This window comes from Exiguobacterium sp. N5 (genome assembly GCF_025842465.1).
GTDB classification, from domain to species: Bacteria; Bacillota; Bacilli; order Exiguobacteriales; family Exiguobacteriaceae; genus Exiguobacterium; species Exiguobacterium profundum.
In genome coordinates this window covers 1,110,239-1,133,860 of sequence record NZ_JAPAEP010000001.1, presented here as the reverse complement: position 1 = coordinate 1,133,860, position 23,622 = coordinate 1,110,239, and the positions used below count along the sequence as shown (strand labels likewise).

General features: G+C 47.4%; 22 protein-coding genes. 18 read left to right on the top strand and 4 right to left on the bottom strand.

Annotation, left to right across the window (positions count from 1 at the left end; all coding sequences use genetic code 11):
* Window positions 1–68: 68 nt before the first annotated feature.
* Window positions 69–983, bottom strand: coding sequence for a ribonuclease HIII (gene rnhC / locus OKS35_RS05890; protein WP_413815719.1), 915 nt, complete (start codon window positions 981–983; stop codon window positions 69–71).
* A gap of 119 nt (window positions 984–1,102) precedes the next feature.
* Here rnhC and OKS35_RS05885 point away from each other — a divergent pair, with 119 nt between their 5' ends.
* The 7 genes from OKS35_RS05885 (at window position 1,103) to OKS35_RS05855 (ending at window position 9,216) form a co-directional block, all read left to right on the top strand.
* Window positions 1,103–1,501, top strand: a complete 399-nt coding sequence (locus tag OKS35_RS05885; protein ID WP_214781544.1) for a hypothetical protein — start codon at window positions 1,103–1,105, stop codon at window positions 1,499–1,501.
* The gene (locus OKS35_RS05880) at window positions 1,501–2,022 is read left to right on the top strand and encodes an NfeD family protein (RefSeq protein WP_214781542.1); all 522 of its coding nucleotides are present in this window, start codon (window positions 1,501–1,503) and stop codon (window positions 2,020–2,022) included. Before OKS35_RS05885 ends, OKS35_RS05880 begins: the two co-directional genes overlap by 1 nt.
* Before the next feature lie 3 nt (window positions 2,023–2,025).
* Entirely contained in the window at window positions 2,026–3,546 is a 1,521-nt protein-coding gene (locus OKS35_RS05875; protein WP_074036561.1) for a flotillin family protein, read from the top strand.
* A gap of 131 nt (window positions 3,547–3,677) precedes the next feature.
* Window positions 3,678–4,649 carry a BMP family lipoprotein gene (locus OKS35_RS05870; RefSeq protein ID WP_214781540.1) on the top strand — a complete coding sequence of 324 codons (972 nt, stop codon included), beginning with the start codon at window positions 3,678–3,680 and terminating at the stop codon, window positions 4,647–4,649.
* Window positions 4,646–6,289 carry a methyl-accepting chemotaxis protein gene (locus tag OKS35_RS05865; protein WP_264092647.1) on the top strand — a complete coding sequence of 548 codons (1,644 nt, stop codon included), beginning with the start codon at window positions 4,646–4,648 and terminating at the stop codon, window positions 6,287–6,289. The genes OKS35_RS05870 and OKS35_RS05865 overlap by 4 nt, the downstream gene beginning before the upstream one ends.
* Window positions 6,290–6,521: 232 nt before the next feature.
* Window positions 6,522–7,097: a helix-hairpin-helix domain-containing protein gene (locus OKS35_RS05860; RefSeq protein ID WP_078147171.1), complete on the top strand. Its 576-nt coding sequence runs from the start codon at window positions 6,522–6,524 to the stop codon at window positions 7,095–7,097.
* Window position 7,098: 1 nt separating this feature from the next.
* Window positions 7,099–9,216, top strand: a complete 2,118-nt coding sequence (locus OKS35_RS05855) for a DNA internalization-related competence protein ComEC/Rec2 (protein ID WP_264092646.1) — start codon at window positions 7,099–7,101, stop codon at window positions 9,214–9,216.
* A gap of 61 nt (window positions 9,217–9,277) precedes the next feature.
* Here the strand turns inward: OKS35_RS05855 and OKS35_RS05850 are convergent, their stop codons facing one another.
* Window positions 9,278–9,442 carry a YqzM family protein gene (locus OKS35_RS05850; RefSeq protein ID WP_012726678.1) on the bottom strand — a complete coding sequence of 55 codons (165 nt, stop codon included), beginning with the start codon at window positions 9,440–9,442 and terminating at the stop codon, window positions 9,278–9,280.
* A 90-nt stretch (window positions 9,443–9,532) separates the two neighbouring features.
* Here OKS35_RS05850 and holA point away from each other — a divergent pair, with 90 nt between their 5' ends.
* Together holA and OKS35_RS05840 are read left to right on the top strand one after the other, a co-directional pair.
* The gene (gene holA / locus OKS35_RS05845) at window positions 9,533–10,543 is read left to right on the top strand and encodes a DNA polymerase III subunit delta (protein WP_264093061.1); all 1,011 of its coding nucleotides are present in this window, start codon (window positions 9,533–9,535) and stop codon (window positions 10,541–10,543) included.
* 9 nt (window positions 10,544–10,552) lie between these two features.
* A complete protein-coding gene (locus tag OKS35_RS05840) occupies window positions 10,553–10,990 on the top strand; it encodes a GNAT family N-acetyltransferase (protein WP_264092645.1) in 438 nt (145 codons plus the stop codon).
* A gap of 27 nt (window positions 10,991–11,017) precedes the next feature.
* Here OKS35_RS05840 and rpsT read toward each other — a convergent pair whose 3' ends face one another.
* The gene (gene rpsT, locus OKS35_RS05835) at window positions 11,018–11,278 is read right to left on the bottom strand and encodes a 30S ribosomal protein S20 (RefSeq protein ID WP_012726675.1); all 261 of its coding nucleotides are present in this window, start codon (window positions 11,276–11,278) and stop codon (window positions 11,018–11,020) included.
* A 219-nt stretch (window positions 11,279–11,497) separates the two neighbouring features.
* Here rpsT and lepA point away from each other — a divergent pair, with 219 nt between their 5' ends.
* The 5 genes from lepA to hemW all read left to right on the top strand — a co-directional run bounded on the left by lepA (window position 11,498) and on the right by hemW (window position 18,061).
* The gene (gene lepA, locus OKS35_RS05830; protein WP_196430887.1) at window positions 11,498–13,321 is read left to right on the top strand and encodes a translation elongation factor 4; all 1,824 of its coding nucleotides are present in this window, start codon (window positions 11,498–11,500) and stop codon (window positions 13,319–13,321) included.
* Between the two features lie 114 nt (window positions 13,322–13,435).
* The gene (serC, locus tag OKS35_RS05825; RefSeq protein ID WP_264092644.1) at window positions 13,436–14,506 is read left to right on the top strand and encodes a 3-phosphoserine/phosphohydroxythreonine transaminase; all 1,071 of its coding nucleotides are present in this window, start codon (window positions 13,436–13,438) and stop codon (window positions 14,504–14,506) included.
* The gene (locus OKS35_RS05820) at window positions 14,484–15,647 is read left to right on the top strand and encodes a phosphoglycerate dehydrogenase (protein WP_074036573.1); all 1,164 of its coding nucleotides are present in this window, start codon (window positions 14,484–14,486) and stop codon (window positions 15,645–15,647) included. The genes serC and OKS35_RS05820 overlap by 23 nt, the downstream gene beginning before the upstream one ends.
* Window positions 15,648–15,657: 10 nt before the next feature.
* Window positions 15,658–16,839 (top strand): DUF1015 domain-containing protein, encoded by a 1,182-nt coding sequence (locus tag OKS35_RS05815; RefSeq protein ID WP_214781522.1) that lies wholly within the window; start codon window positions 15,658–15,660, stop codon window positions 16,837–16,839.
* Window positions 16,840–16,906: 67 nt separating this feature from the next.
* Window positions 16,907–18,061 (top strand): radical SAM family heme chaperone HemW, encoded by a 1,155-nt coding sequence (gene hemW, locus OKS35_RS05810; protein WP_214781520.1) that lies wholly within the window; start codon window positions 16,907–16,909, stop codon window positions 18,059–18,061.
* Between the two features lie 42 nt (window positions 18,062–18,103).
* Here hemW and OKS35_RS05805 read toward each other — a convergent pair whose 3' ends face one another.
* Window positions 18,104–18,709, bottom strand: a complete 606-nt coding sequence (locus OKS35_RS05805) for a DUF1054 domain-containing protein (RefSeq protein ID WP_214781518.1) — start codon at window positions 18,707–18,709, stop codon at window positions 18,104–18,106.
* Window positions 18,710–18,908: 199 nt separating this feature from the next.
* Between OKS35_RS05805 and hrcA the strand changes: the two genes are divergently transcribed.
* The 4 genes from hrcA to dnaJ all read left to right on the top strand — a co-directional run bounded on the left by hrcA (window position 18,909) and on the right by dnaJ (window position 23,609).
* A complete protein-coding gene (gene hrcA, locus OKS35_RS05800; protein ID WP_159562506.1) occupies window positions 18,909–19,931 on the top strand; it encodes a heat-inducible transcriptional repressor HrcA in 1,023 nt (340 codons plus the stop codon).
* 17 nt (window positions 19,932–19,948) lie between these two features.
* Window positions 19,949–20,536 (top strand): nucleotide exchange factor GrpE, encoded by a 588-nt coding sequence (grpE, locus tag OKS35_RS05795; protein ID WP_074036578.1) that lies wholly within the window; start codon window positions 19,949–19,951, stop codon window positions 20,534–20,536.
* A 29-nt stretch (window positions 20,537–20,565) separates the two neighbouring features.
* Complete coding sequence (gene dnaK / locus OKS35_RS05790; protein WP_159562505.1) at window positions 20,566–22,392, top strand: molecular chaperone DnaK; 1,827 nt, start codon at window positions 20,566–20,568, stop codon at window positions 22,390–22,392.
* A gap of 110 nt (window positions 22,393–22,502) precedes the next feature.
* Entirely contained in the window at window positions 22,503–23,609 is a 1,107-nt protein-coding gene (gene dnaJ / locus OKS35_RS05785) for a molecular chaperone DnaJ (RefSeq protein ID WP_012726665.1), read from the top strand.
* The last annotated feature ends 13 nt before the right edge of the window (window positions 23,610–23,622 follow it).

Genomic DNA, 23,622 nt, shown 5'->3' with positions numbered 1-23,622 from the left:
CGCTATCCTCCAAAAATTTTAAGTTCATTTAACCGTAAAACGAGTATATCATACTTGATGTCGAAGCTCTACAAACGACGTTCATTCAAGTTGATGGCTTTCTTTGTATTCGCAAAATGGACTTTAGCAATCTTTTGTAAATAATCCTGTCCATGACCTCGAATGATTTGAGCGGCGACTTGGTCGACTTTTGCTCCTGCTCCTTTCGGGAGGGTCAATCCTACTTGTTTACTTAGTTTGTCCATTTCTTTTAAAAAGAAGGCGCGAGCTAAAATGGAAGCAGCTGCGACGGCGACATGAAGACCTTCTGCCTTGGTTGAAAAGTAGACATCGTCGCGCACGATATCGCGCTCTGCCCGCAAGTGTTGATAGTATACCGACTTCTCTGCGAATTGATCGATTAGAATGGCATCGGGTTTCTGTCCGATTTTCTCAAGCAACGCTCGAAGTGCAGCATTATGGGCGATGGCGGTCATTTTACCTTGTGTCATCGTCCGTTGCATGTTGTTATATGTTGGATTATGCAGTGTCGCTTTTTGATAAGGAATCGTAGCGTGTAAATCCTTCGCAATCCGGATGATTTCAGGGTCGGATAACTGTTTGGAATCTTTCACGCCGAGTTCTTTGACGAGTGCGATTTGATCGCGTGAGACAAAAGCCGCTACGACGACGAGTGGTCCGAAGTAGTCTCCTTTTCCGACCTCGTCGCTTCCAATGACAGACCAACTTGAAAATCCTTCAGGTAAGAGGGTGTTCGGTGCGGATGCTTGTTTCTTCTCAGCAGGCGGTCCCCATTTCACTGCCTCGGTCTCAGCATCTTTTCCTTGGAACATCACTTTCCCTGATTGATAAACCGTTACGACAAATCCTGGTGTCTTGGCGCTGAATGTCGCATATGGTGGTGGCGCGACTGCATACTCATGGTACATCTTTTTTAGTTTTTCTTGTGATGCGGTTGATAGCTTAATGACTTGGTTGCCCAACATGAGCACTTCCTTTCTGTCTGGCAAATTCATTTTACATTTTTTTATGATTTTTTGAAACCGAAGATGAGGTTTTATCGTATATGGAGGTGAGTAGAGAAAAGTGAGGTGAGGTGGACGTGTGGTGGCGCGATGACACGCAACGAGATGAGGTAGAGGAATTATACAAGCACATTCTCGAACTCGAGTCGAGAATTGCTAAATTAGTAGCTCATCAAGTGAGAGTGCGTCGGCTACTGATGCAAGATTCTTCTGAGGGCGTGACGGATCAAGTCGTTCAAGTTCAAAAAGAAGTGGAATATTTTTTAAACAGGATGCGACTCGAACGACAAGAACTTGTCGACATATACAATCGGCGACGGATTGAACGTTCCATTGGTCGAGTTCGAGAAGTGAACGACTTATCCACTTCATCACTGTCGGAGTGGGATGAAATTGAAGATCGGCTTGCATTAGAAGTCGAACAACTTCGACGCGTACTGATGATGGAACAAAAACGTCGACAGGAGGGGTGGTAATGGAGGCAATCGATCAACTTTATTGGTGGGTGTTGATCATCGCTGGTCTTGGAACCTTTATTTACATGATGTTTTCCGATGCGTTCGATATGTTTGAAGGTTGGTTCAACCCTGCAGTCATCCTATCTTTCTTAGCACTAGGGGCAGGAATTGGGCTCATCTTAAACGCATTGGCTCACGTTTCCCCGATGATTGGGCTCGCTGTCGCATTGGTCGGGTCTCTTGCTCTGACGACGCTTCTCTATTTGTTTGTTCTCTTACCGCTCTCAAATGCGGAAGAGTCCATTGGTTTGACGGATGAGGCATTAGTTGGACGTGTCGGACGATTGACCGTGCCCATTCCTGAAGGCGGATACGGTGAAGTCTTGATTGAGACAGTGACGGGATCGCTTTTAAAGACGGCTCAAAGCTTAGACGGTACATCGATTTCGACAGATCATCGGGTAGTCATCATTGAAGTAAAAGGCAATATCGCAATCGTCATGCCATATGACGAACCTACAATTCGAGAGGAGATATAACACATGAATACGGCTATTTTAGTCAGCATTATCGTCGGGGTCATCATTCTCGCACTTGTGTTTGTATTCGTACTAAAATATCGCACAGTCGGACCAGATGAGGCACTGATTGTGACAGGTAGTTATTTAGGCAAGAAAAATGTACATAGCGATACATCCGGTAACCGCGTCAAAATCATTCGTGGCGGCGGGACATTCGTCTTCCCAGTATTCCAGCAAGCAGAACCGCTCAGCTTGCTCTCAAGCAAATTAGAGGTCACGACACCTGAAGTGTATACAGAACAGGGTGTCCCGGTCATGGCAGACGGAACAGCCATCATTAAAATCGGCGGATCAATCAGTGAAATCGCGACAGCGGCTGAGCAGTTCCTCGGAAAACCGAAGATTGAACGTGAAAATGAAGCGAAAGAAGTGTTAGAAGGCCATTTGCGCTCGATTTTAGGTTCTATGACCGTTGAAGAAATCTATAAGAACCGTGACAAGTTTTCGCAAGAAGTTCAACGAGTTGCATCACAAGACTTAGCGAAGATGGGGCTAGTCATCGTATCATTCACCATCAAAGACGTTCGAGATAAGAACGGATACTTGGAATCGCTAGGGAAACCTCGTATCGCCCAAGTGAAGCGTGATGCTGATATCGCGACAGCAGAAGCGGATAAAGAGACGCGCATCAAACAGGCGGAAGCAATGAAAGATGCGAAGAAGGCCGAGCTTGAGCGTGCGTCTGAAATCGCGGAAGCTGAGAAAGAGAACCAACTTCGGATTGCGGCTTATCGCCGTGAGCAAGATGTTGCCAAAGCGCGGGCCGACCAAGCGTATGAGCTTGAGGAAGCGCGTGCGAAACAAGAAGTCACTGAACAGCAGATGCAAGTTCAAATTATCGAGCGTCAAAAGCAAATCGAGCTCGAAGAGAAAGAAATCATGCGTCGTGAGAAACAATATGATTCAGAAGTGAAGAAAAAAGCCGATGCGGATCGATACTCGATTGAACAGTCTGCCGCTGCGGATAAGGCACGTCAAATCGCAAGTGCGGATGCAGAGAAGTATCGTATTGAAGCACAGGCGAAAGCCGATGCGGAACGCGTACGTTTGGCAGGTCTTGCAGAAGCGGATTCTGAACGTGCGAAAGGTGAGGCAGAAGCTGAAATTATCCGCTTGACCGGTCTTGCCGAAGCGGAAGCGAAAGAGAAGATTGCCGAAGCCTTCGCGCAATACGGGCAGGCTGCGATTCTCGATATGGTCGTCAAGATGCTTCCTGATTATGCGAAAGAAATTGCATCGCCACTTGGAAACATCGATCAAATTACGGTCGTCGACACGGGGAGCGGTCAAAACGGCGGTGCCGGGAAAGTGACAGGTTACGCAACCGACCTCATGGCGTCGCTTCAACAAACATTAAAAGCTTCTTCGGGCATTGATATGAAAGACTTGCTCGAGAACTTTGCGGGGAAAGGGAACGTTGCAACAGCTCCTACACCGGAGCGTGAATTAGCTGATACGACGGTTGCTGCTTCAAAAGAATAAGTGTAAGAAGCCATGGACGATGTCTATGGCTTTTTTTATTGCCACAACTTTTAAAAAAAATAATGTAGAATAACCCTTTCTCGGTCGATATAAGTGTTGTCAGACCATTAGAGAGAGGGAGTATTGAATATATGAAGAAAAGTATAATGCTCAGTACAATCACGGCTTGCACCCTTTGGTTGTCCGGTTGTCAGTCAGTTATCGACAATCCAAGTGCCACTGTCGATGAACGACAGACGATGGGAGTTGTTCTATCTGACGTTGGTCTCGGGGACCAATCGTTCAGTGACGCAGCTATGCGTGGAATGGGTGAGCTACGTGAAACGGGCGATTGGTTCGTTGATTATCGTGAACTATCCGAAACGGAGACATACAAAGTTGGTTTTGAAGAATTGGTAAAAGAGGGACATGACGTAATTGTCGGTCTCGGTTTTGCGTGTCAAGAAGACTTAGAGGCCGTAGCGGCTGAACATCCGGAACAGCAATTCGCTTTGATCGATGGCGTGTCCGAACTTCCGAACGTCTTGAGTATCACGTTCGAAGAGGGAGAGGGAAGTACGCTCGCCGGCGCAGTGGCTGGTCTTGAGACAGAGTCCGATACGATTGGATTTATCGGTGGGATGGATATGGAACTTATTCAAAAATTTGAAGCAGGATTTGAACGTGGCGCTAAAGCGGTGAACGAAGATGTCGAGATGCTCGTTGATTTCTCGAATGATTTTGCTTCACCAGAGCTCGGTCGCGAACTCGCTGAGAAACAAATTAAAGCGGGAGCAGATGTTCTGTATGCTGCAGCTGGACTTACAGGAGTCGGTGTACTCGAGACGGCTGAAAAATACGGCGTCAAGGCAATCGGGGTCGATAGTGATCAATCGATGATTGCACCGGATGCGGTTGTGACGTCGATGTTGAAACAAGTCGATTTGGCGATTGTGGAAATCGCGGGTCGTGTGACCGAAAAACCGTTTAATGAACATGTCATTCTTGGAATTGAGGAAGGTGGCGTAGGCTTGGCCCCACTTCGTCGCATTCAATGGGATGAAAAAGAAACATCAGAGTATGAATCAGTAGAACGCCAGTTGAAGGAGGGAACACTTAAATGAGTTTACGTAAACGTTTTATCTTCTCAACTGTGTTCACTGTCATCTTAGTCGTACTGATGATGAGTTATGTCTTGTCTACTTTGAATCGCTTGCAAACGTATAACGAGAAATATGGGAGTCAAATGATTGAATTGTCTCAACTTGAAACGTCACTCTTACAAGAGCAGTCACTCTGGACGTCACTTGGCGAACAGTCGAACCAATCTACATTGACTCAACTAGAGCGCATCCGTGTGACGAACGCGGAAACATTTGATGATTTAAAACAGTCTTATTTGATTCCGGCATTTTCAAATCATTTAGACCGTGCCACGATGAAGTACGAACAGGTGAACGAAGATGTCGAGTCGGCACTTGAAGGTGGTATCGGAGCTCGGATCCAGGCAGCGAAACTAGAAGGTTTGTTAAATGATATCAATACGTTGATTGCAAAGAACGGTTCATTCTATGAAGCGCTTCAAGTAGAGGCGGCAAATGAGACGGAACGTCTCTTGTTGATTTCGGTCCTTTTGACGATTCTTGTCATTCTTGCGCTCGGAATCTATAACTTCTTCTTTGCCCGTTCGATTACTCGACCACTCGAAAAAAATGTCAAGGTGGCCGAAGCGATTGCAGCCGGACGTCTCGTCACGTTGCCTGAGTCGACGCGCAATGATGAAATCGGACGTCTTGAACGTGCCATGCGTGATATGACGGCGTCTCTTCAGACGGTGATCGGGTCAATCCGAGTCACATCAATGAAAGTGAACGGGATGACCGAAACAGCCGCAGCAGAAAATGAAGCGGTCGTGAGTACGACATCTAACATCACGAACGCAGTTGATGAGATGGCACACGGAGCACAGTCGATTGCAAATGAGTTGCAAGAAACGCTCAGCTCAGTGCATACGATGGCAACTTCATTTGAGACGAGCTTGAACCAGACGAAACAAACGACGGAAGAAACGTCAGAAATGACACGTGAAGTAGCGGCTGGAATTGAAACATTAACGGACCAGGAGCACATTTTAGATCGTTCAAGCGAACGGAATGAAGTGCTTGTCACGCGAATGGACCACTTTGCACGACAAACGGCTGAGATTGAGGCGATGGCGAAGCTTGTCGAAGACGTCGCGGCTCAGACGAATTTACTTGCCCTCAATGCGGCAATCGAGGCAGCCCGTGCGGGAGAAGCGGGACGAGGATTTGCTGTCGTAGCAAGTGAAGTGAAGAAGTTGGCGGAAGAGAGCAACAAGGCGACTCGCTCTATTTTCCACGTCGTCGAGACGATCCAGCAAGAAGTCGTCCGTTTGACGGAAACGGTGAATGAGTCAAAACGCGAGCAAGAGGCGCAATTAGAAGCGTTCGGATTGACGAAAGAAGCATTCAACCGAATCCATGAACGGACAGACCACGTCGCTTCGTTCGTACGCACGATCGAACAAGAGATGCGCACATCGAGTAACGAGGTAAACAACGTCTTGCGTCGGGTTGAAGAAGTATCTGGGGTGACGGAAGAGTTGGCCGCAGGAAACGAAGAAGTGGCAGCCTCGATGAAAGAACAGCAGGCAAGCTTCGATCAAATCTTTACATTGATGCAAGAGTTAGAAGGACAGGCAGCGGCACTCGCTGACCAGGTTCAGCATTTCGAAGAAGAATAATCGAACAGTGAACAGTAGGAACGGAGGCCACGTGATGGTCTCCGTTTTTTCCGTCATTCTATAACCTGTTCATAGAAATTGTGTCGATGAATATCGTTACATGTACGAGTGCGATATGGAACATGCAAACAAATCATTTCCTAAAGTTAAGATTGTGGGGAAGAATGAGACGTGTTTCGAAACAGCTGATTCGCCATACTGAACGTAACAGTCGAACAGGGTGGTGATTCGCTTGGAAAGATGGAAACAACTCGTCATCGGTCTCCTAGTCGTTCTTTTTTTAGGAGTGGGCTATTTGTTTTATCAAAAGGAACCGGAGCAACGAATGGTGGACGAGTTCGTCATGGAACCTGAGGAGGTCACGCCGACCACGACCCCAGAGCGTATGGAGCTCGTTGTGTATGTGACAGGTGCGGTTGAATCTCCGAACGTATATACCGTACCAGAAGGGGCGAGAGTGGGCGATGTGCTCTCTTTGGCAGTCCTGACAGATGAAGCTGACCCAGAGCAGTTAAATTTAGCACAGTTGTTAGTTGATGGAGTCAAAATCATCGTGCCGAAAAAAGGAGAAACACCGATTTCGCAAGACTCAGCGAGTCCTGAGGTCGAAACGAACGGTGTTCATGTCAACAGTGCGACGAAAGAGGAACTAATGACTGTTCCAGGAATTGGTCCAGCCAAAGCCGAGGCGATTTTAAATCATCTGAAAGCGAACGGCCCATTTAAAACATATGAAGCGCTAGGTGATGTGAAGGGGTTCGGCGAAAAGACATTAGAAAGTATGAAGCCATATTTATTGGTACCTTAAGATGCCGCTGTTTCCATTGTTTGCGGTACTCATTGTAACCGGTCTGAAAGAAGGATTCTATTGGGTCTCTGTGGTCGCTATTGTCTTTTATCTGGTCACACGACGTGGGCAAGGCTTATATGCGAAAGCCGGTGTGATTGGGTTCATCTGCATCGCATCGTTCCATACGACCCCTATAGAATCGTTATCGCGAGACACGATTGCCTTCTCAATCGAAAGTCGAAAGGAAAATGGTAAATCGGCAAGACTATATGGGAACGTAGACGATCTTCAGGGCGTTTTACGAGGACGCGAATTAGAACACGGACGACCTGGGGAGACGTGCCTTATGCAAATCGAAGTAGAGGCGTTTCAACCGTTACGAAACACTGGAGGATTTGATGAACGGGATTGGGCGCTGAGTTCAAACGTATCCTTCAAAGGAAAGGTGAAACGAATCGATGCGTGTCGTCCGACAGCAGGATGGGGCGGTCGGTTGTTGCGTTGGAAAGAACAACAACTTCAACAAATTGAGCATCGTCATCGTGAGGATGTCGCATTATATATGGAGGCATTATTGTTCGGGGAGAGTCGAATGCTAGATGAACAGACCTCGTTTTCTTATCGTGTGACGGGCCTTCTTCACCTTCTTGTGATTTCCGGTTCGCATATTGCCATGTTGATTGTGGCCATGCGCGTATTGTTGCACCCGATCCCTATTCGACGTGAGACGAAGACGATATTGATGATCTTTAGTATTACGGTATTCGGATGGATGACTGGTTTTTCTCCACCTGTCGCAAGAGCTGTTGTCGTCGCAGATGTGATACTCTTTATCTCTCTATTCGGTGTGACGGTTCGAGACCCAATTCGGCTCTTGAGTTGGTGTGCGGCGGGCATGTTGGCCGTTCAACCGTTCCTTCTCACGAATCTGGGTTTCCAATTGACGGTCGGGATGACCTTCTTTTTGTTAGTTACGAGACAAATCTGGACAGGACTCATGGAGTTGTCCATTTTCGCACAGCTGTTCGGGTTGATTGTTCTATGGCAAGTTCAACCGGTTCTATCCGTCGCGGCACCGATATGGAATCTCTTGATGGCCATCTGTATCTCGTGGGTCATCATGCCACTCGCATTTGTCACATGGCTGATTCCTTCGATTGCCCCGTTGTTCATGATTGTGTTGGATGCGATCAATGGAATGTTCGCCCTCCACGATGATTTACGACCTTGGCTTCCGTTGCACGATCTGGCATTGCCGTCGCAAATCGCATTGTTGCTAGGATTGTGGGGAAGCTTAACGCTGATGAATCGAAAACGTTGGATCGGATGGGGGGCGGCCATCATGACATGTGGGTTGATTGCGGGATGGTCGGAATGGGCGGAATCCTCACGGGTGACCTTCTTGGATGTCGGGCAAGGTGATGCAATCGTCGTAGAATCGGGAAGAACGGTTGGTGTCATTGATGTAGGGGGCGTATTTCAAGATCCAAACGAACAAAAGCGAAGCACGTTTGACCCGGGTGAAGATGTATTGGCTCCTTATCTATGGAAACGTGGGGAGCGATCGCTTGATTTTGTCCTGTTGACTCATGCGGATCATGACCACATCGGCGGATTAGAAGGATTATTGAAAGTGGTGACGGTGGAAGAACTTTGGATATCAAAAGAAGTGGCGAATGCTGAAAAACGAGAAGAGTTGCTACACTTAGCTGCGGTCTATGATGTATCGGTCCGTTATCTCAAGGCGGACGATCGTCCGACGCCATGGATGTGGATTGTGGCACCGAATCGGCGACATGAAGATGAAAATGATCATTCGATTAGCCTTTACATGAATGTAGGTGGCATGCGGTATCTATTAACAGGAGATTTGCCGATAGAGGGAGAAGCAGAGTTACCGACGCTTGACGTCGACGTATTTAAATTAGGGCATCACGGATCCAACACGTCGTCGGGGGAAGAACTACTTGAGCGAATCGATCCAGAATGGATCATTGCGAGTGTCGGTTCGAACAATCGATATGGACATCCGCACATAGAGACGTTACGACGGGTTGTGGGCAGACGTCTATATCGAACCGACTTGAATGGAATGATTGTCTGTGAAGAGAACATGTGTCGGGGGATCATCGAGTAGTACGGGATAAAATGTGATACACTAAAAAACGATTGCTCCCCCGGGGCAATCGTTTGAACACTTATAGACTTAAGAATTTGATGATGACACCGATGAAGAAAATCGTGAAGAAAAAGCCAAATGGGACGATGAAGCCGATCGCAGAGTCGATAGCGTCATTACGTTTGCATTGAACGTCATTTTCAAACGGGTTTTCACTCGGTGGGCGTACTGAGTTGATTTGCATATTAGGTCCCTCCTTATCATACTTCCTTTATAAGTATAGCGAATCATGGGAAGATAATCTATGTTTAGATGAGAATAAATTGTGAAAGTGGTGTGTGTTTTGAATGAACCATGGTTACATAATGGAAAACTGGCGAGCGTCTATGTTCTCCATGGCACCGAAAAATATTTGTTAGAGACGTGGGAACGTGAAATCGTGAAGGCGGCCAATCCATCCGGTGATCAATTTGATGTCATGCAACTAGATCTTCAAGAGACGTCACTCGATACGGCGCTTGATGAAGCGGAGACGGTCCCTTTCTTTAGTGAATATCGCACGGTTATCGTGAAAAATGCCCAGTTCTTAACGGGTGCGAAAGAGAAGCAAAAGCACAATGTCGACCGCCTGGCGGAATACGTCGTGCAACCGGCGACTTACTCGGTTCTTGTCTTAATTGTTGAGTCAGAAAAACTCGATGAGCGGAAAAAAATTGTGAAGCGCTTGAAAGAGCGTGCCATCGTACTCGAAGCGAAAAAACCGAGCCAAAACGAACTGATGCGATACGTGAACGATGCATTGAGTCGTGAACAACAAAAGATGGAGCGCTCTACGATGGAGCGTCTTTTATTCCTATGTCAGGATGATTGGGGAAAGTTGGTTCGTGAATTAGAGAAGCTACAGTTGTACGCGGGAACGGGTGCGACGATTCCGATTGAGATTGTGAATGATTTAGTTCCCCGTACATTAGAAGATAACGTCTTTCAACTCTCGGAGATTCTCGTCAAACGTCAAGCAGATGCAGCGCTTCGATTGGTTCGGGATTTAGAAAAACAAGGGCAAGAACTGATTGGACTACTCGGGTTGCTTGCTAGACAATATCGGAACATGTACCTGTCAAAACAGTTGACAGAGGCAGGTTATGGAGAAAAGCAAATCGCATCGAAAATCGGGGCCCACCCGTATACAATCAAATTGGCGACACAAGCGAGCCGAGGCTTTTCCGAGGCTCAGCTCGCACGAGCGCTGACCTTGATTGCAGACGCGGATGAAGCTATGAAAACGGGACGTGGTGACAAACAAATCGTGTTCGATACGCTCGTTTGTCAACTGGCCTTATTGTGAGGTGAGGGAATGGGATTCAAACAAGTGACACTTCAAGACGTGATTCCACTCCGTCATGTTGTGCTCAGACCAGGAAAAGATGTTGAGACGTGTTATTTTGAAGGGGATGAGGCACCGACGACGCGACACTTCGCTTGGGTTGAAGGCGATCGAGTGCTATCGGTCGCTACAGTCATGATGTCCCCGAAACAAATCGAGGGTGAGGGGATTCCGCTCCAACTCCGTGGTATGGCGACGGATCCTCATTTTTCGGGACAAGGAATCGGCTCTCGATTTTTACAGGCACTCCATGATGAGCTGGGATGTCCATGGTGGTGTAATGCGAGAGAAGTGGCTGTCCGTTTCTATGAACGAAATGGGCTTACACGAATCGGAGAGCCATTCGACATTCCTGAAATCGGTCCTCATTACATCATGGTATACAAAAAAACAGCCGGCTCCGAATAGGAGGCGGCTGTTTCGTGTGATCTCTAATTAGAGAGCAGCGATACGAGCTGCGAGGCGTGATTTATCACGACCTGCTTTGTTTTTGTGGATAAGACCTTTTGATGCAGCCTTGTCGAGCTTCTTCGTAGCGAGGACGAAAGCTTCTTGAGCAGCTTCTTTGTTTCCTTCGAGTACGAGAGCATCAACACGTTTTACTGCTGTACGCATTGCCGCTTTCTCTTGTGAGTTCGCAACACGACGTTTTTCAGAAGTTTTTGCACGTTTGATTGCTGATTTGATGTTTGCCATTGTTTGTCACCTCCTGAAACAAGAAAGTGTATGTTCTTATTACTTCAAGTAATCATTCAACAGAACAAGCACAATTGTAGCAAACGGTTATATGAAAAGCAACCACTTGATGATTATTCTGAAAACTATCTGTGGTATTGTTGTAGTAGGTCGTACACATTACTTTAGGATTTTGATATAATGACACGGTATGCATGAGAAGGATAGGTGAACCCATATATGAACAAACAAGAATTAGAGAATCGTCAGAAGAAGATTCGTAACTTTTCCATCATCGCGCACATCGATCATGGAAAGTCGACGCTCGCTGACCGGATTCTTGAGAAGACTGGTGCACTCACGGCTCGTGAGATGAAAGAGCAGACGCTTGACGCGATGGACTTGGAGCGTGAGCGTGGAATTACAATCAAATTGAACGCCGTCAAATTGAACTATACGGCGAAAGACGGAGAAGAGTATATTCTTCACTTGATCGACACGCCAGGACACGTCGACTTCACATATGAAGTGTCACGTTCGCTTGCGGCATGTGAAGGTGCGATTCTCGTCGTCGACGCAGCGCAAGGAATTGAAGCGCAAACCCTTGCGAACGTTTATTTAGCACTCGATAACGACCTTGAAATCATTCCGGTCATTAATAAAATCGACTTGCCGTCAGCGGATGTCGAGCGGGTCCGTCAAGAGATTGAAGACGTCATCGGCCTCGATGCGAGTGATGCGGTCCCGACTTCTGCAAAAGCGGGAATCGGGATTGAAGAGATTCTCGAACAAATCGTGGAACTTGTCCCTCCGCCGACAGGTGACCCGTCTGAACCATTGCAAGCACTGATTTTTGACTCATACTATGACGCTTACCGCGGTGTCGTCGCATCGATTCGTATCGTGAACGGTTCAGTCAAAGTAGGAGACAAAGTTCAAATGATGGCGACTGGCAAGACGTTCGAAGTGACGGACCTCGGTGTGTCGACGCCAAAACCGATCTCTGTTAAAGAATTGAACGTAGGAGACGTTGGTACGCTTTCTGCATCCATTAAAACAGTAGGAGATGTTCGCGTCGGGGATACGATCACACTTGCTAAAAACCCGGCAACGAGTCAGCTACCTGGTTATCGCAAGATGAACCCGATGGTTTACTGTGGTTTGTATCCGATTGATGCGGCTAAGTACAATGATCTTCGTGAGGCACTTGAAAAGCTCCAGCTCTCAGATGCCGCACTCGAGTTTGAACCAGAGACGTCGCAAGCGCTCGGTTTTGGTTTCCGTTGTGGATTCCTCGGCATGCTTCATATGGAAATCATTCAAGAGCGAATTGAACGTGAGTTTAACATCGACTTGATTACGACGGCACCATCGGTAATTTATCACGTGACGACGACTTCAGGCGAAGTAATTCACGTCGATAACCCATCGAAGATGCCAGAGCAACAAAAGGTTGATTCAATCGAAGAACCATACGTCAAGGCGGCTGTCATGACACCGAACGACTACGTAGGTGCAATCATGGAACTTTGCCAGAAGAAACGCGGAACGTTCATCGATATGCAATACATCGATACGACTCGCGTCAAAATCACGTACGAGATTCCGCTCAGTGAAATCGTCTATGATTTCTTCGATCAGTTGAAATCGAGCACGAAAGGCTACGCGTCTCTCGATTATGAGTTGATCGGCTACCGTCAATCGCGTCTCGTGAAGATGGATATCTTGCTCAATAACGAAATCGTCGATGCCCTCAGCTTCATCGTTCACCGTGACTTCGCGTACGAACGTGGGAAGGTCATTGTTGAGAAGCTTAAAGCTCTCATTCCACGGATGCAGTTCGAAGTTCCAGTCCAAGCGGCCGTTGGAACTAAAATCGTCGCACGTTCTACGATTAAAGCACTTCGTAAAAACGTTTTGGCTAAATGTTATGGGGGAGATATCTCACGTAAACGGAAACTCCTCGAGAAACAAAAAGAAGGTAAGAAGCGCATGAAGATGGTCGGGTCCGTCGAAGTCCCGCAAGAAGCGTTTATGTCTGTTCTTTCTATGGACGAAGAATAATGAGTTTGAGTCGCCCTGATTTTCGAATCAGGGCGATTTTGTATTTCAGGCAGGAAATGCCCTTTCATATAAGGAAGAGTAAACCCTTAGACAGACTATAGAGGAGGAAACACCGTGTCGACGTATACATACTCTGCGGGTCCTGGCATGCTACCGACAGAAGTGATGCAAGAGATTCAACAACATCTTTTGACGTTTGAGTATGAAGGCGTTTCGATTATCGAAACGAGTCATCGCTCAGCGTCTTTCGAACGTGTGGTCGACTCTCTTGAATTGAGATTGAGAAGACTCATGCATATCCCTGAGAATTACGCTGTGCTTTGGCTACAAGGCGGTGCGACGTTACAATTTTCAATGATTCCGATGAATTTACGGAAGCGGAATCGATTCGCTTATGTGGATACGGGCATCTGGTCTAAAAAAGCGATGGAAGATGCGAAACACTTTGGAGAGGTCGATGTCATTCACCCATTGGTAGATGCGACGGGAAAGATGTCGTTTGAATCGAGCCTTGTCCAAGAGGTGGACTATCTCCATGTGACACTGAACAACACGATTGAAGGGACTCGATTTACACATCTCCCTGAAATCGATGTCCCGCTGATTGCAGATGCTTCCTCGAACATTCTAGCCGAGCAAATCGATGTGGAGCGCTTCGGGGTGATTTATGCCGGAGCCCAAAAGAATATCGGACCTGCAGGACTGACGGTCGTCATCATCCGTCGGGATTTGATTCAGTCGCTTGAGTTGCCGAGTTATCTTCAGTATGGGTCACATGTCGATACGTTATTCAATACACCATCGACCTTCAGCATGTATGTAGCAGAGCGTGTATTGAAGTGGGTGGAAGACCGCGGAGGCGTCGAAGCAATGGAACGATTGAATCATCAGAAAAGTGACAGGGTCTATTCCTATCTTGAAGAGTCGACCTGCTTTTCTCCAATTGTTTCGGGGGAATGTCGTTCATTGACGAACATCCCATTTACAACGGGAGATCAAGAGATGGATCGGCGATTTGAACGATACGCTTTAGAACGTGGATTGCTCGAACTCGGTGGTCATCGTTCGGTAGGGGGCTTACGTGCAAGTCTGTATAACGCGATGCCGCTAGAAGGGGCAGAACGCCTCGTCGACGTCATGAGAGCATTCGAGGAGGAAATCCATGTATCACATCAAAACATTTAATCAAATCGCTGCCGCTGGTCTGAAACGATTTGAGCCAAGCGAGTACGTCATCAATGCATCGGATCAAGCCGATGCTTGGGTACTGAGAAGTCATCAAGTCCACGAAGAGGATATCCCTCCCTATCTTCTCGCCATCGCTAGAGCAGGGGCCGGTGTCAACAACCTTCCGCTCGATCAACTTGCGAAACGAGGAATCGTCGCGTTTCATACACCTGGTGCGAATGCGAATGCGGTGAAAGAACTCGTCCTTGCGAGCATGATCCTCTCGGTACGACCCATTGTGAAAGGACTCAATTGGGTGAATGAACAGACTATCGCATCGCAATCGCAATTAGAAGAAGCGATGGAAGTGCAAAAACGACAATTCCTCGGAGCGGAGTTGCGAGGCAAAAAAGTAGGGATTATCGGTCTAGGAGCCATCGGTGCGTCGCTAGCCAACGATCTTCTCCAGCTTGGGGTCGATGTTATCGGATACGATCCCCATCTCTCGGTTGATGCCGCCTGGAATATTTCGAAACACGTCACGCGTGCCAAACATTTAAGTGAGGTACTGGGAAATGTTGACTTATTGTCGATTCATATGCCTTTGACTGAGGAGACTCGATTCAGCATTGACCAGAGTTGGTTCGAACGGATGAAACCGGGGATGACTGTTTTGAACTTTGCGCGAGGAGAGCTCGTGAAAGATGATGACTTATTGAAGGCGTTGCATCATCATGTGGGACTGTATGTGACCGACTTCCCCCGTCACACGTTGATTGGTCATCCGCAAGTCATGGCACTGCCTCACCTCGGTGCATCGACTAAAGAATCGGAAGTTAATTGTGCCATTCAAGCAGTGGAGACGCTGAAGTTGTATCTCGAGACAGGGAATATTCGTTCGTCTGCTAATTTTCCGAACGTCGAGCTTCCTTACACCGGTAAACGCCGTCTTGGAATCTTGCATCGAAACGTCCCGAACATGGTCGGTCAAATCACGGGAGAACTTGCCTCACATGGATTGAATATCGATAACATGGTCAATCGTAGCCGCGGGGAGATGGCGTATACGTTAATTGATTTAGACAACAGTGAGCATGAACCGTTATCGATTCATGCGCTGTATGAAATACAGGGCGTCATCCGCGTCCGGGAATTTTAAGGAGGATCTTATGGTCGTATTTAAACCGTTCAGCCCTTATATGCCTGCGCATCCGGAACGTGTCGCCGCAGACCCGTACGATGTCGTATCGATTGAAGAGGCGCAAGCCGTCATTTCAGAAAATCCTGATTCTTTTTTAGCAGTTGATAAGCCGGAAGCACTTCAATCCGACCTTTCGCTTGAGAAGTGGGGGGATTTGGCGCGTCATGAGCTAGAACGTCTCTATGAGAAGGAGTTGACGGAACGTCCGAATGGATTTTACGTCTATCGATTGACATCGGGACAACGTCAGCAAACCGGTTTAGTCGCCACCTTTTCAGTCGCGGATTATGAAGCCGGTCGAATCAAGATTCACGAATATACACGGGAGGCGAAGGAGCGGGAACGTGTCGAGCATGTCCGGGCGACGCGAGCGCACACCGGTCCTATTCTACTCAGTCATCCTCCACATGCAAACTTGAAGCAAATCTTACATAAAGCGACAGACGGAGACCCGTTGTTCTCGTTCACGGATGAACGAGGCGTCATGCATGAAGGATTCATGATTCCAAACCGTGAACTCGCTCGTGTCATGATGATTGGCGCAACCATCCCGTCGATCTACATTGCGGATGGACATCATCGTGCGAAAGCGGCAGCGGTCGTTTCCGGGATGGGTGGGGATCGTTCTCAAAAGAATGAACGTACACACTTCTTAGGTGTCCTCTTCCCGAGTGACGAATTGACGATTTTGCCGTATCATCGCGTGCTGACAGCGATTAGTCCAGAAGAGGTAGAGAATATGTTAGACGGACTCTCGTTTTCATACATGATCAATGAGGAGGATGGTCTTGTCCTGCCGAAAGAACATGGCGTCTTTGGAGTCGCCTATCGAGGGAAATATTATCAGTTGACGAAACGGCAAGAGGACAAGGCGCTAGACGTTGCCATCTTACAACGAGATATACTCACGCCGTACTTCAACGTCGAGGATATTCGTACAGACGCGAGAGTCGATTTTGTCGGTGGGAACAAGACGGCCTCGGAATTAGAGAAGCTGACTAAAGTACCAAATCGATTGCTTTTCACGTGCCATGAGACAACGATGTCACAACTGATGCGCGTGGCGGATGATGGTGGCCAGATGCCTCCAAAATCAACCTGGTTCGAGCCGAAATTGAAGAGTGGTTTATTCATTCATCGATTTGATTGATGGCGCAGGCTGGAAAGAACAGACGAAAAGCGTTATAAATGGAATGAGAAGAAAGGGGTGGCCGAAATTGGCTAAAGCCGTATATCTTCACATTCCATTTTGTGAACATATTTGTTATTACTGTGATTTCAACAAGGTGTTTTTAAAAAATCAGCCTGTTGATGATTATTTAGATGCATTAGAACGAGAGATGGTATTGACGCTCGAGGCGTTTCCGACAGAGCGGATTGATACCATCTTTATCGGAGGCGGGACACCGACCGCGCTCAATGAGGAGCAGATGGCGCGCCTGATGGATATGGTCCGCCAACACCTTCTGCCACTCGCGTCAGATGACCTCGAATATTCTGTCGAAGCGAACCCGAACTTTGTGAGTGCGGAAAAGCTTGATACGATGAAAGCAGGTGGCGTCAACCGGCTCAGTTTCGGTGTCCAGACGTTTGATGATGGTGGACTGGAGCGCATCGGCCGTACGCATCGAGCGGATGATGTGTTCGAGACGGTAAGTGAAGCGGCAAAACGCTTTGACAATATCTCGATTGACCTGATGTTTGGTCTTCCGGAACAAACACTTGAACAAATTGACCGTGATTTAGAACTAGCGCTTAAATTACCGATTCAACATGTATCCTCTTATTCGTTGATTCTCGAACCGCATACCGTCTTTGCGATTCAAGATCGAAAAGGGAAGCTCCGTTTACCGGGAGAAGATGTCGAAGTCGAAATGTACTTGAAAGTGATGGAGACGCTTGAACGCCATGGTCTCCAACAATATGAAATCTCCAACTATGGCTTGCCTGGTCGGGAGAGCCGTCACAATCAAGTGTACTGGCGCAATGAAGAGTACTATGGATTCGGAGCCGGTGCGCATAGTTATTTAAACGGGACACGTCGCGCCAATATCGCTCCGATTCCTCACTATATTAAAGCAGAAGGCATCCCTGTGAAACGGGTGACCGAGCTGGAAGAAGTGGAAAAAATGGAAGAAGAGCTCTTCCTCGGCCTGCGTATGCGTTCCGGGGTCTCGCTTCAGACGTTTGAACAGAAGTATGGAGTGTCGCTCGATGATGTGTTCGGTCACGTCATCGAAGAGTTAGTGAAGAAGTCACTGATTGAACGAACGGGTACACATATCCGTCTAACGGCATCCGGTTTGCCACTCGCCAATGAAGCATTTGCAGCCTTTATTGGAGAAGCAAAACTTGAACATGCTGATTCATAAAAAAATGGACAAGTCCTTCGTGAGGATTTGTCCATTTTTTTATTATAAGACGAGATCTCGATAGAGCGGTGTAAGGCGACCGAACGTGTCTTCGACTAATGCAAGGAACGCGTCTTCGTTTTGAAGAATCGATGCATCGGCAGGAAGTTGACGACCAATCAAGAAATCAGCCTTTTTAACAGTGCCGAATCGTTCAAGTAGTGATTGAATGTCTTCGTTTGACGTATCCTCAACAAGAAACGCTTCTTTTTTCATATGGTCGCCCGCGATATGGAAATCAGAGAATGTTGATTTCAAATCGATTTGTTGCAGGTGTTTCGCGATGGCGTCTTTGTTCGGCATCTCATAGATGAACGCAAGCCAAATGAAGACACGATCGTCGAAGAGCCCAACTTGTAAGTGTGGATGTTTTTTGTACCCGCGTTTGTCGTGACAGATCGCCATCCACGTATCTTTAGGTGGGTTCACTGTCCGACGAGCGTGCTTCGCCACATGTAAATAAAGAGGGATACCGACATCAGCCTCAAGCCCTGGCCCGACTTCGTCATAAATCCGATGGAAGAGCGGTTGAATATCCGAACGGATGCCAGACATTCGCTCGTCGAGTCCTTCTTGTTTAAATACATTAAATTGTTTTGTTGTAAACATGTAATCACCTCACGTTCTATCATAACGAAATGAGTTTTTATTTTCATTTCATAGGTTTGCCAACTTGAAAAAAGGTGAAAAAATCCGAGTGTATGAATTGACAAATAGTGAGAACGTGATAATATTTGAAGTGTGATTAGCACTCGTTAAATATGAGTGCTAATAAAGCGGGGTAACTTTTTCAGAGAGGAGTGATGTTGTGCTGACAAATCGACAATTGCTCATTCTTCGAGCCATCATTGATGATTACATCCAGACGGCTCAGCCGGTCGGTTCGCGGACGTTGTCGAAACGGGACGATTTGACGTTTAGTTCAGCAACGATTCGGAATGATATGGCCGATTTGGAAGACATGGGGCTGATTGAAAAACCGCATACTTCTGCAGGTCGTATCCCGTCAGAGGTCGGCTATCGATATTATGTGGACCATCTCGTCGAGAAACAAATTATCGACGAACGGGAGACCGGTCGACTAGAAGAACGGTTAAAACAATCTTCAAAAGAGTCTGAAATCCTGATTCGACAAGCTGCAGATCTCCTTTCTGATTTGACCAATTATACGACGGTCGCCCTCGGTCCAAATAGCCAAATGGAAACGTTGGCCCGTGTGGACTTTATGCCATTAGACGAGCGGCGTGGTGTTGTTCTCATCGTCACGGATCAAGGTCATGTCGAGCATCGTACTGTCATGTTTGAATCGCGTGTCGCTCCAGACGTCATCGAGGAAACGATTCGACTACTGAACGACCGCCTTGTCGGAACGCCAATCGGACAATTGAAAATCCGTATCGGCGAAGAAGTTGCCAAATTGCAACTTGCTCAGCGACAGCAGTACGAGAACATGATGCAACTGATTCAATCAACGGTCGGAATACAGACGCCATCCTCACTCTATTTGGGTGGCAAGAAGAAAATCTTCAACCAACCCGAGTTTCAGACGCTCGACACGTTACGTCCATTCCTAGAATGGATTGATGAGCAAGAACGATTGACACACTGGCTCGAATCGTTGCCAAATCGCGAGATTTATGTGAGCATTGGGAGCGAGAACGGAATTGTCGCCCTTCAAAATTGTAGTGTCATCACCTCGGATTATACACTAGACGGAAAAACATTCGGTACAATCGCTATGATTGGTCCAACGCGTATGAATTACCGTCATGGTGTCCAAATGATGGGACAAATTATCGAAGCGTTGCGACGAACGAAACTAGATGAGTGACGGAAAGGAGTTTTACTATGACAGCAGATCACCAAAACGGGCATGAACAAGATGACGTGCTTGAAGAAAAATCTGTAGACTCGACACAAACAGAAGAGAATGAGTCGACTGAATCAAATGAAGATGAGGTTTTAAATGCTGAGATTGTGGAAGAAAGTTCTGAGGGGACGGACTTACAAAAAGAAATCGAAGCATTGAAAGCGAGCGAGCTTCGGATTCGTGCCGACTTTGACAACTTCCGTCGTCGGACGAACGAAGAGAACGCCAAACGCGTCAAGTTTGCTTCACAGTCTGTCATTGAAAAATTGATTCCGCTTATTGACAACTTTGAGCGTGCACTTCAAGTAAACGCAACTTCGGAGGATGCGAAGCAGATTCAATCAGGAGTCGATATGATTCATCGTCAACTGCTTGACGTATTAAATGCTGAGCAAGTCGAAGTGATTGAAGCAGTCGGACAGCCGTTCGACCCGAATTTCCATCAAGCAGTCATGCAAGAACCGAGCGATGAGTTCGAGTCAGGTATCGTGACGATGGAGCTTCAAAAAGGATATACGATGCACGGTCGAGTCATTCGCCCGAGCATGGTAAAAGTTGCAGAATAATACTACTTAACGAGACGGAGGAATAAACGATGGGTAAAATTATCGGTATTGACTTAGGGACAACAAACTCATGTGTGGCAGTAATGGAAGGTGGCGAAGCAGTCGTCATCTCGAACGCAGAAGGTAACCGTACGACTCCTTCGGTTGTTGCATTCAAAGGAGAAGAGCGTCAAGTAGGTGAGGTCGCGAAACGTCAGGCCATCACGAACCCGAATACGATCCAATCAATTAAACGTCACATGGGAACGTCACATACAGTCGACGTAGACGGCAAGAAATTCACACCACAAGAAATCTCGGCAATCATTTTGCAAAAGTTGAAAAAAGATGCTGAAGACTACCTCGGTGAAACAGTCACGGAAGCCGTCATCACAGTTCCTGCATACTTCAACGACGCGGAGCGTCAAGCGACAAAAGATGCTGGTAAGATTGCTGGTCTTGATGTCAAGCGAATCATCAACGAGCCAACAGCTGCGGCACTCGCTTACGGTCTTGATAAAGGCGAAGACCACACGATTTTGATCTATGACCTCGGTGGTGGTACGTTTGACGTTTCCATCCTTGAGCTTGGTGACGGTGTATTCGAAGTTGTCGCTACAGCTGGTGACAACCGTCTCGGTGGAGATGACTTCGACCAAAAAGTCATCGACTACCTCGTTGCAGAATTCAAAAAAGAGAACGGCATCGACCTCGGCAAAGACAAGATGGCACTTCAACGTTTGAAAGATGCTGCTGAAAAAGCGAAGAAAGACCTTTCAGGTGTGACAAGTGCACATATCAGCCTTCCGTTCATCACAGCAGGTGAAGCAGGGCCACTCCACTTGGAGATGACACTCACACGTGCGAAATTTGAAGAATTGACGGCTGACCTTGTCGAACGCACAATGGAACCGACGCGCCGTGCCTTGAAAGACGCAGGACTCACACCATCTGACCTCGACAAGATCATTCTCGTTGGTGGTTCGACACGTATCCCTGCTGTTCAAAAAGCAATCCACGACTTCACGAAGAAAGAGCCGTTCAAAGGGGTAAACCCGGATGAAGTCGTTGCACTTGGTGCAGCAATTCAAGGTGGAGTTCTTGCTGGAGACGTGAAAGACGTCGTTCTTCTCGATGTGACTCCACTCTCACTTGGAATCGAGACAATGGGTGGCGTGATGACGAAACTCATCGATCGCAACACGACAATCCCAACATCGAAATCACAAGTGTTCTCGACTGCAGCCGATAACCAGCCTGCTGTTGACATCCACGTTCTTCAAGGGGAACGTCCGATGGCACCAGACAACAAGACACTTGGTCGCTTCCAATTGACGGATATTCCACCAGCACCACGTGGTGTGCCACAAATCGAAGTTAAATTCGATATCGATGCAAACGGAATCGTTCACGTATCGGCGAAAGACCTCGGTACGAACAAAGAACAATCGATCACAATCCAATCATCTTCAGGTATCGATGAAGCTGAAATCGAGCGTATGGTGAAAGAAGCCGAAGCGAACGCAGAAGCAGATAACAAACGTAAAGAAGAAGCAGAACTTCGCAACGAAACAGACCAACTCGTCTTCGCGACAGACAAGGCGATCAAAGATCTTGGTGAGCAAGTAGAAGAGGCGGACAAAGAAAAAGCAGAAGCTGCGAAAGAAAAAGCGAAAACTGCTCTCGAAGGTTCAGACCTTGAGGCGATCCGTACAGCCAAAGACGAATTGTCAGCTGTCGTTCAAGAGTTGACGCAAAAAGTATATGCTAAAATGGCTGAACAGCAAGGTGCTGAAGGCGCAGAACCACAGGCGGAAGCGAAACAGGACGATAATGTCGTGGACGCAGAGTTTGAGGATCTCGACGACCGTAAATAAACAGCCGTTGTAAAGGAGAGCGCCAAAGCAGGTTTCTGCTTTGGCTCTTTCCATGTTAAGGTAGAATCGGTAAAATCGATACGTAGTTAGTGAGGATAGGAGCGAGAATAGTGGCGAAACGAGATTATTATGAAGTGCTCGGGCTCGACAAGTCGGCCTCAGCACAAGACATCAAGCGGGCATATCGAAAATTAGCCCGTCAATATCACCCGGACATCAACCAAGAAGCAGATGCTGCCGACAAGTTCAAAGAGATTGGTGAAGCGTATGAAGTACTCTCAGACGAACAGAAACGGGCCCAGTATGACCGATTCGGTTTCGAAGGGGCCAATCAGTTCGGAGGAGGCGGTGACTTCCAAGGCGGCTTCGGAGATATCTTTGACATGTTTTTTGGAGGTGGTGGGCGCCGTCAAGATCCGAATGCACCACGTCGCGGTGAAGACTACCAGTACGTCGTCGATCTCGACTTTATGGAAAGTGTCACAGGTAAAACAGAGACGATTGAACTCGAAATCGAAGTAGAATGTGACACGTGTATGGGAAGTGGAGCAAAACCGGGCACGAAACCGGAAACGTGTAATCGATGTGGCGGTAGCGGCGTCGAAACGGTCGAACAGAACACGATTCTCGGTCGTATGGTCAATCAGCGTCCATGTAGCCAGTGTCACGGAAGTGGTAAGACGATTAAAGAAAAATGTCCGACGTGCCATGGCTCAGGTCATGTGAAGAAGAAACAAACCGTCGAGGTCAAAATCCCAGCCGGTATCGATAACGGTCAACAGATTCGTCTCTCTGGTAAAGGTGGTCCAGGCGTGAACGGTGGTCCAGCAGGAGACTTATACGTCGTCGTTCGTGTCAGAGCACATGAGATTTTTGAACGTGTCGACCAACACATCGCAATGGATATGCCAATTACATTCGCCCAGGCTGCTCTCGGTGCGGAAATCGAAGTACCAACAGTTCACGGGAATGTGAGCTTGAAAGTACCTGCAGGGACACAAACCGGTTCGAAATTCCGTTTACGCGGTAAAGGAATGCCGAGTGTTCGTGGTGGTGCAAATGGTGACCAGTATGTCAGTGTCATCGTGATGACGCCGAAAAACATGACAGACCGTCAAAAAGAGTTACTGCGTGAATTTGAAGAAATTAGCGGAGAGTCCGGTGTCGAAGAGGAACATGGCATGTTCCAAAAAATGAAAAAGTTCTTTAGTCACTAAAAGGAGTGTGTAC

What these genes read in the sequence shown, in the direction of transcription:
- grpE (WP_074036578.1), top strand. Translation starts at nt 19,949, where the DNA reads ATGACAGCAGATCACCAAAACGGGCATGAACAAGATGACGTGCTTGAA.
- OKS35_RS05840 (WP_264092645.1), top strand. Translation starts at nt 10,553, where the DNA reads ATGGGATTCAAACAAGTGACACTTCAAGACGTGATTCCACTCCGTCAT.
- dnaK (WP_159562505.1), top strand. Translation starts at nt 20,566, where the DNA reads ATGGGTAAAATTATCGGTATTGACTTAGGGACAACAAACTCATGTGTG.
- OKS35_RS05820 (WP_074036573.1), top strand. Translation starts at nt 14,484, where the DNA reads ATGTATCACATCAAAACATTTAATCAAATCGCTGCCGCTGGTCTGAAA.
- lepA (WP_196430887.1), top strand. Translation starts at nt 11,498, where the DNA reads ATGAACAAACAAGAATTAGAGAATCGTCAGAAGAAGATTCGTAACTTT.
- OKS35_RS05855 (WP_264092646.1), top strand. Translation starts at nt 7,099, where the DNA reads ATGCCGCTGTTTCCATTGTTTGCGGTACTCATTGTAACCGGTCTGAAA.
- OKS35_RS05880 (WP_214781542.1), top strand. Translation starts at nt 1,501, where the DNA reads ATGGAGGCAATCGATCAACTTTATTGGTGGGTGTTGATCATCGCTGGT.
- OKS35_RS05875 (WP_074036561.1), top strand. Translation starts at nt 2,026, where the DNA reads ATGAATACGGCTATTTTAGTCAGCATTATCGTCGGGGTCATCATTCTC.
- OKS35_RS05850 (WP_012726678.1), bottom strand. Translation starts at nt 9,442, where the DNA reads ATGCAAATCAACTCAGTACGCCCACCGAGTGAAAACCCGTTTGAAAAT.
- rpsT (WP_012726675.1), bottom strand. Translation starts at nt 11,278, where the DNA reads ATGGCAAACATCAAATCAGCAATCAAACGTGCAAAAACTTCTGAAAAA.
- OKS35_RS05805 (WP_214781518.1), bottom strand. Translation starts at nt 18,709, where the DNA reads ATGTTTACAACAAAACAATTTAATGTATTTAAACAAGAAGGACTCGAC.
- OKS35_RS05815 (WP_214781522.1), top strand. Translation starts at nt 15,658, where the DNA reads ATGGTCGTATTTAAACCGTTCAGCCCTTATATGCCTGCGCATCCGGAA.
- OKS35_RS05870 (WP_214781540.1), top strand. Translation starts at nt 3,678, where the DNA reads ATGAAGAAAAGTATAATGCTCAGTACAATCACGGCTTGCACCCTTTGG.
- OKS35_RS05865 (WP_264092647.1), top strand. Translation starts at nt 4,646, where the DNA reads ATGAGTTTACGTAAACGTTTTATCTTCTCAACTGTGTTCACTGTCATC.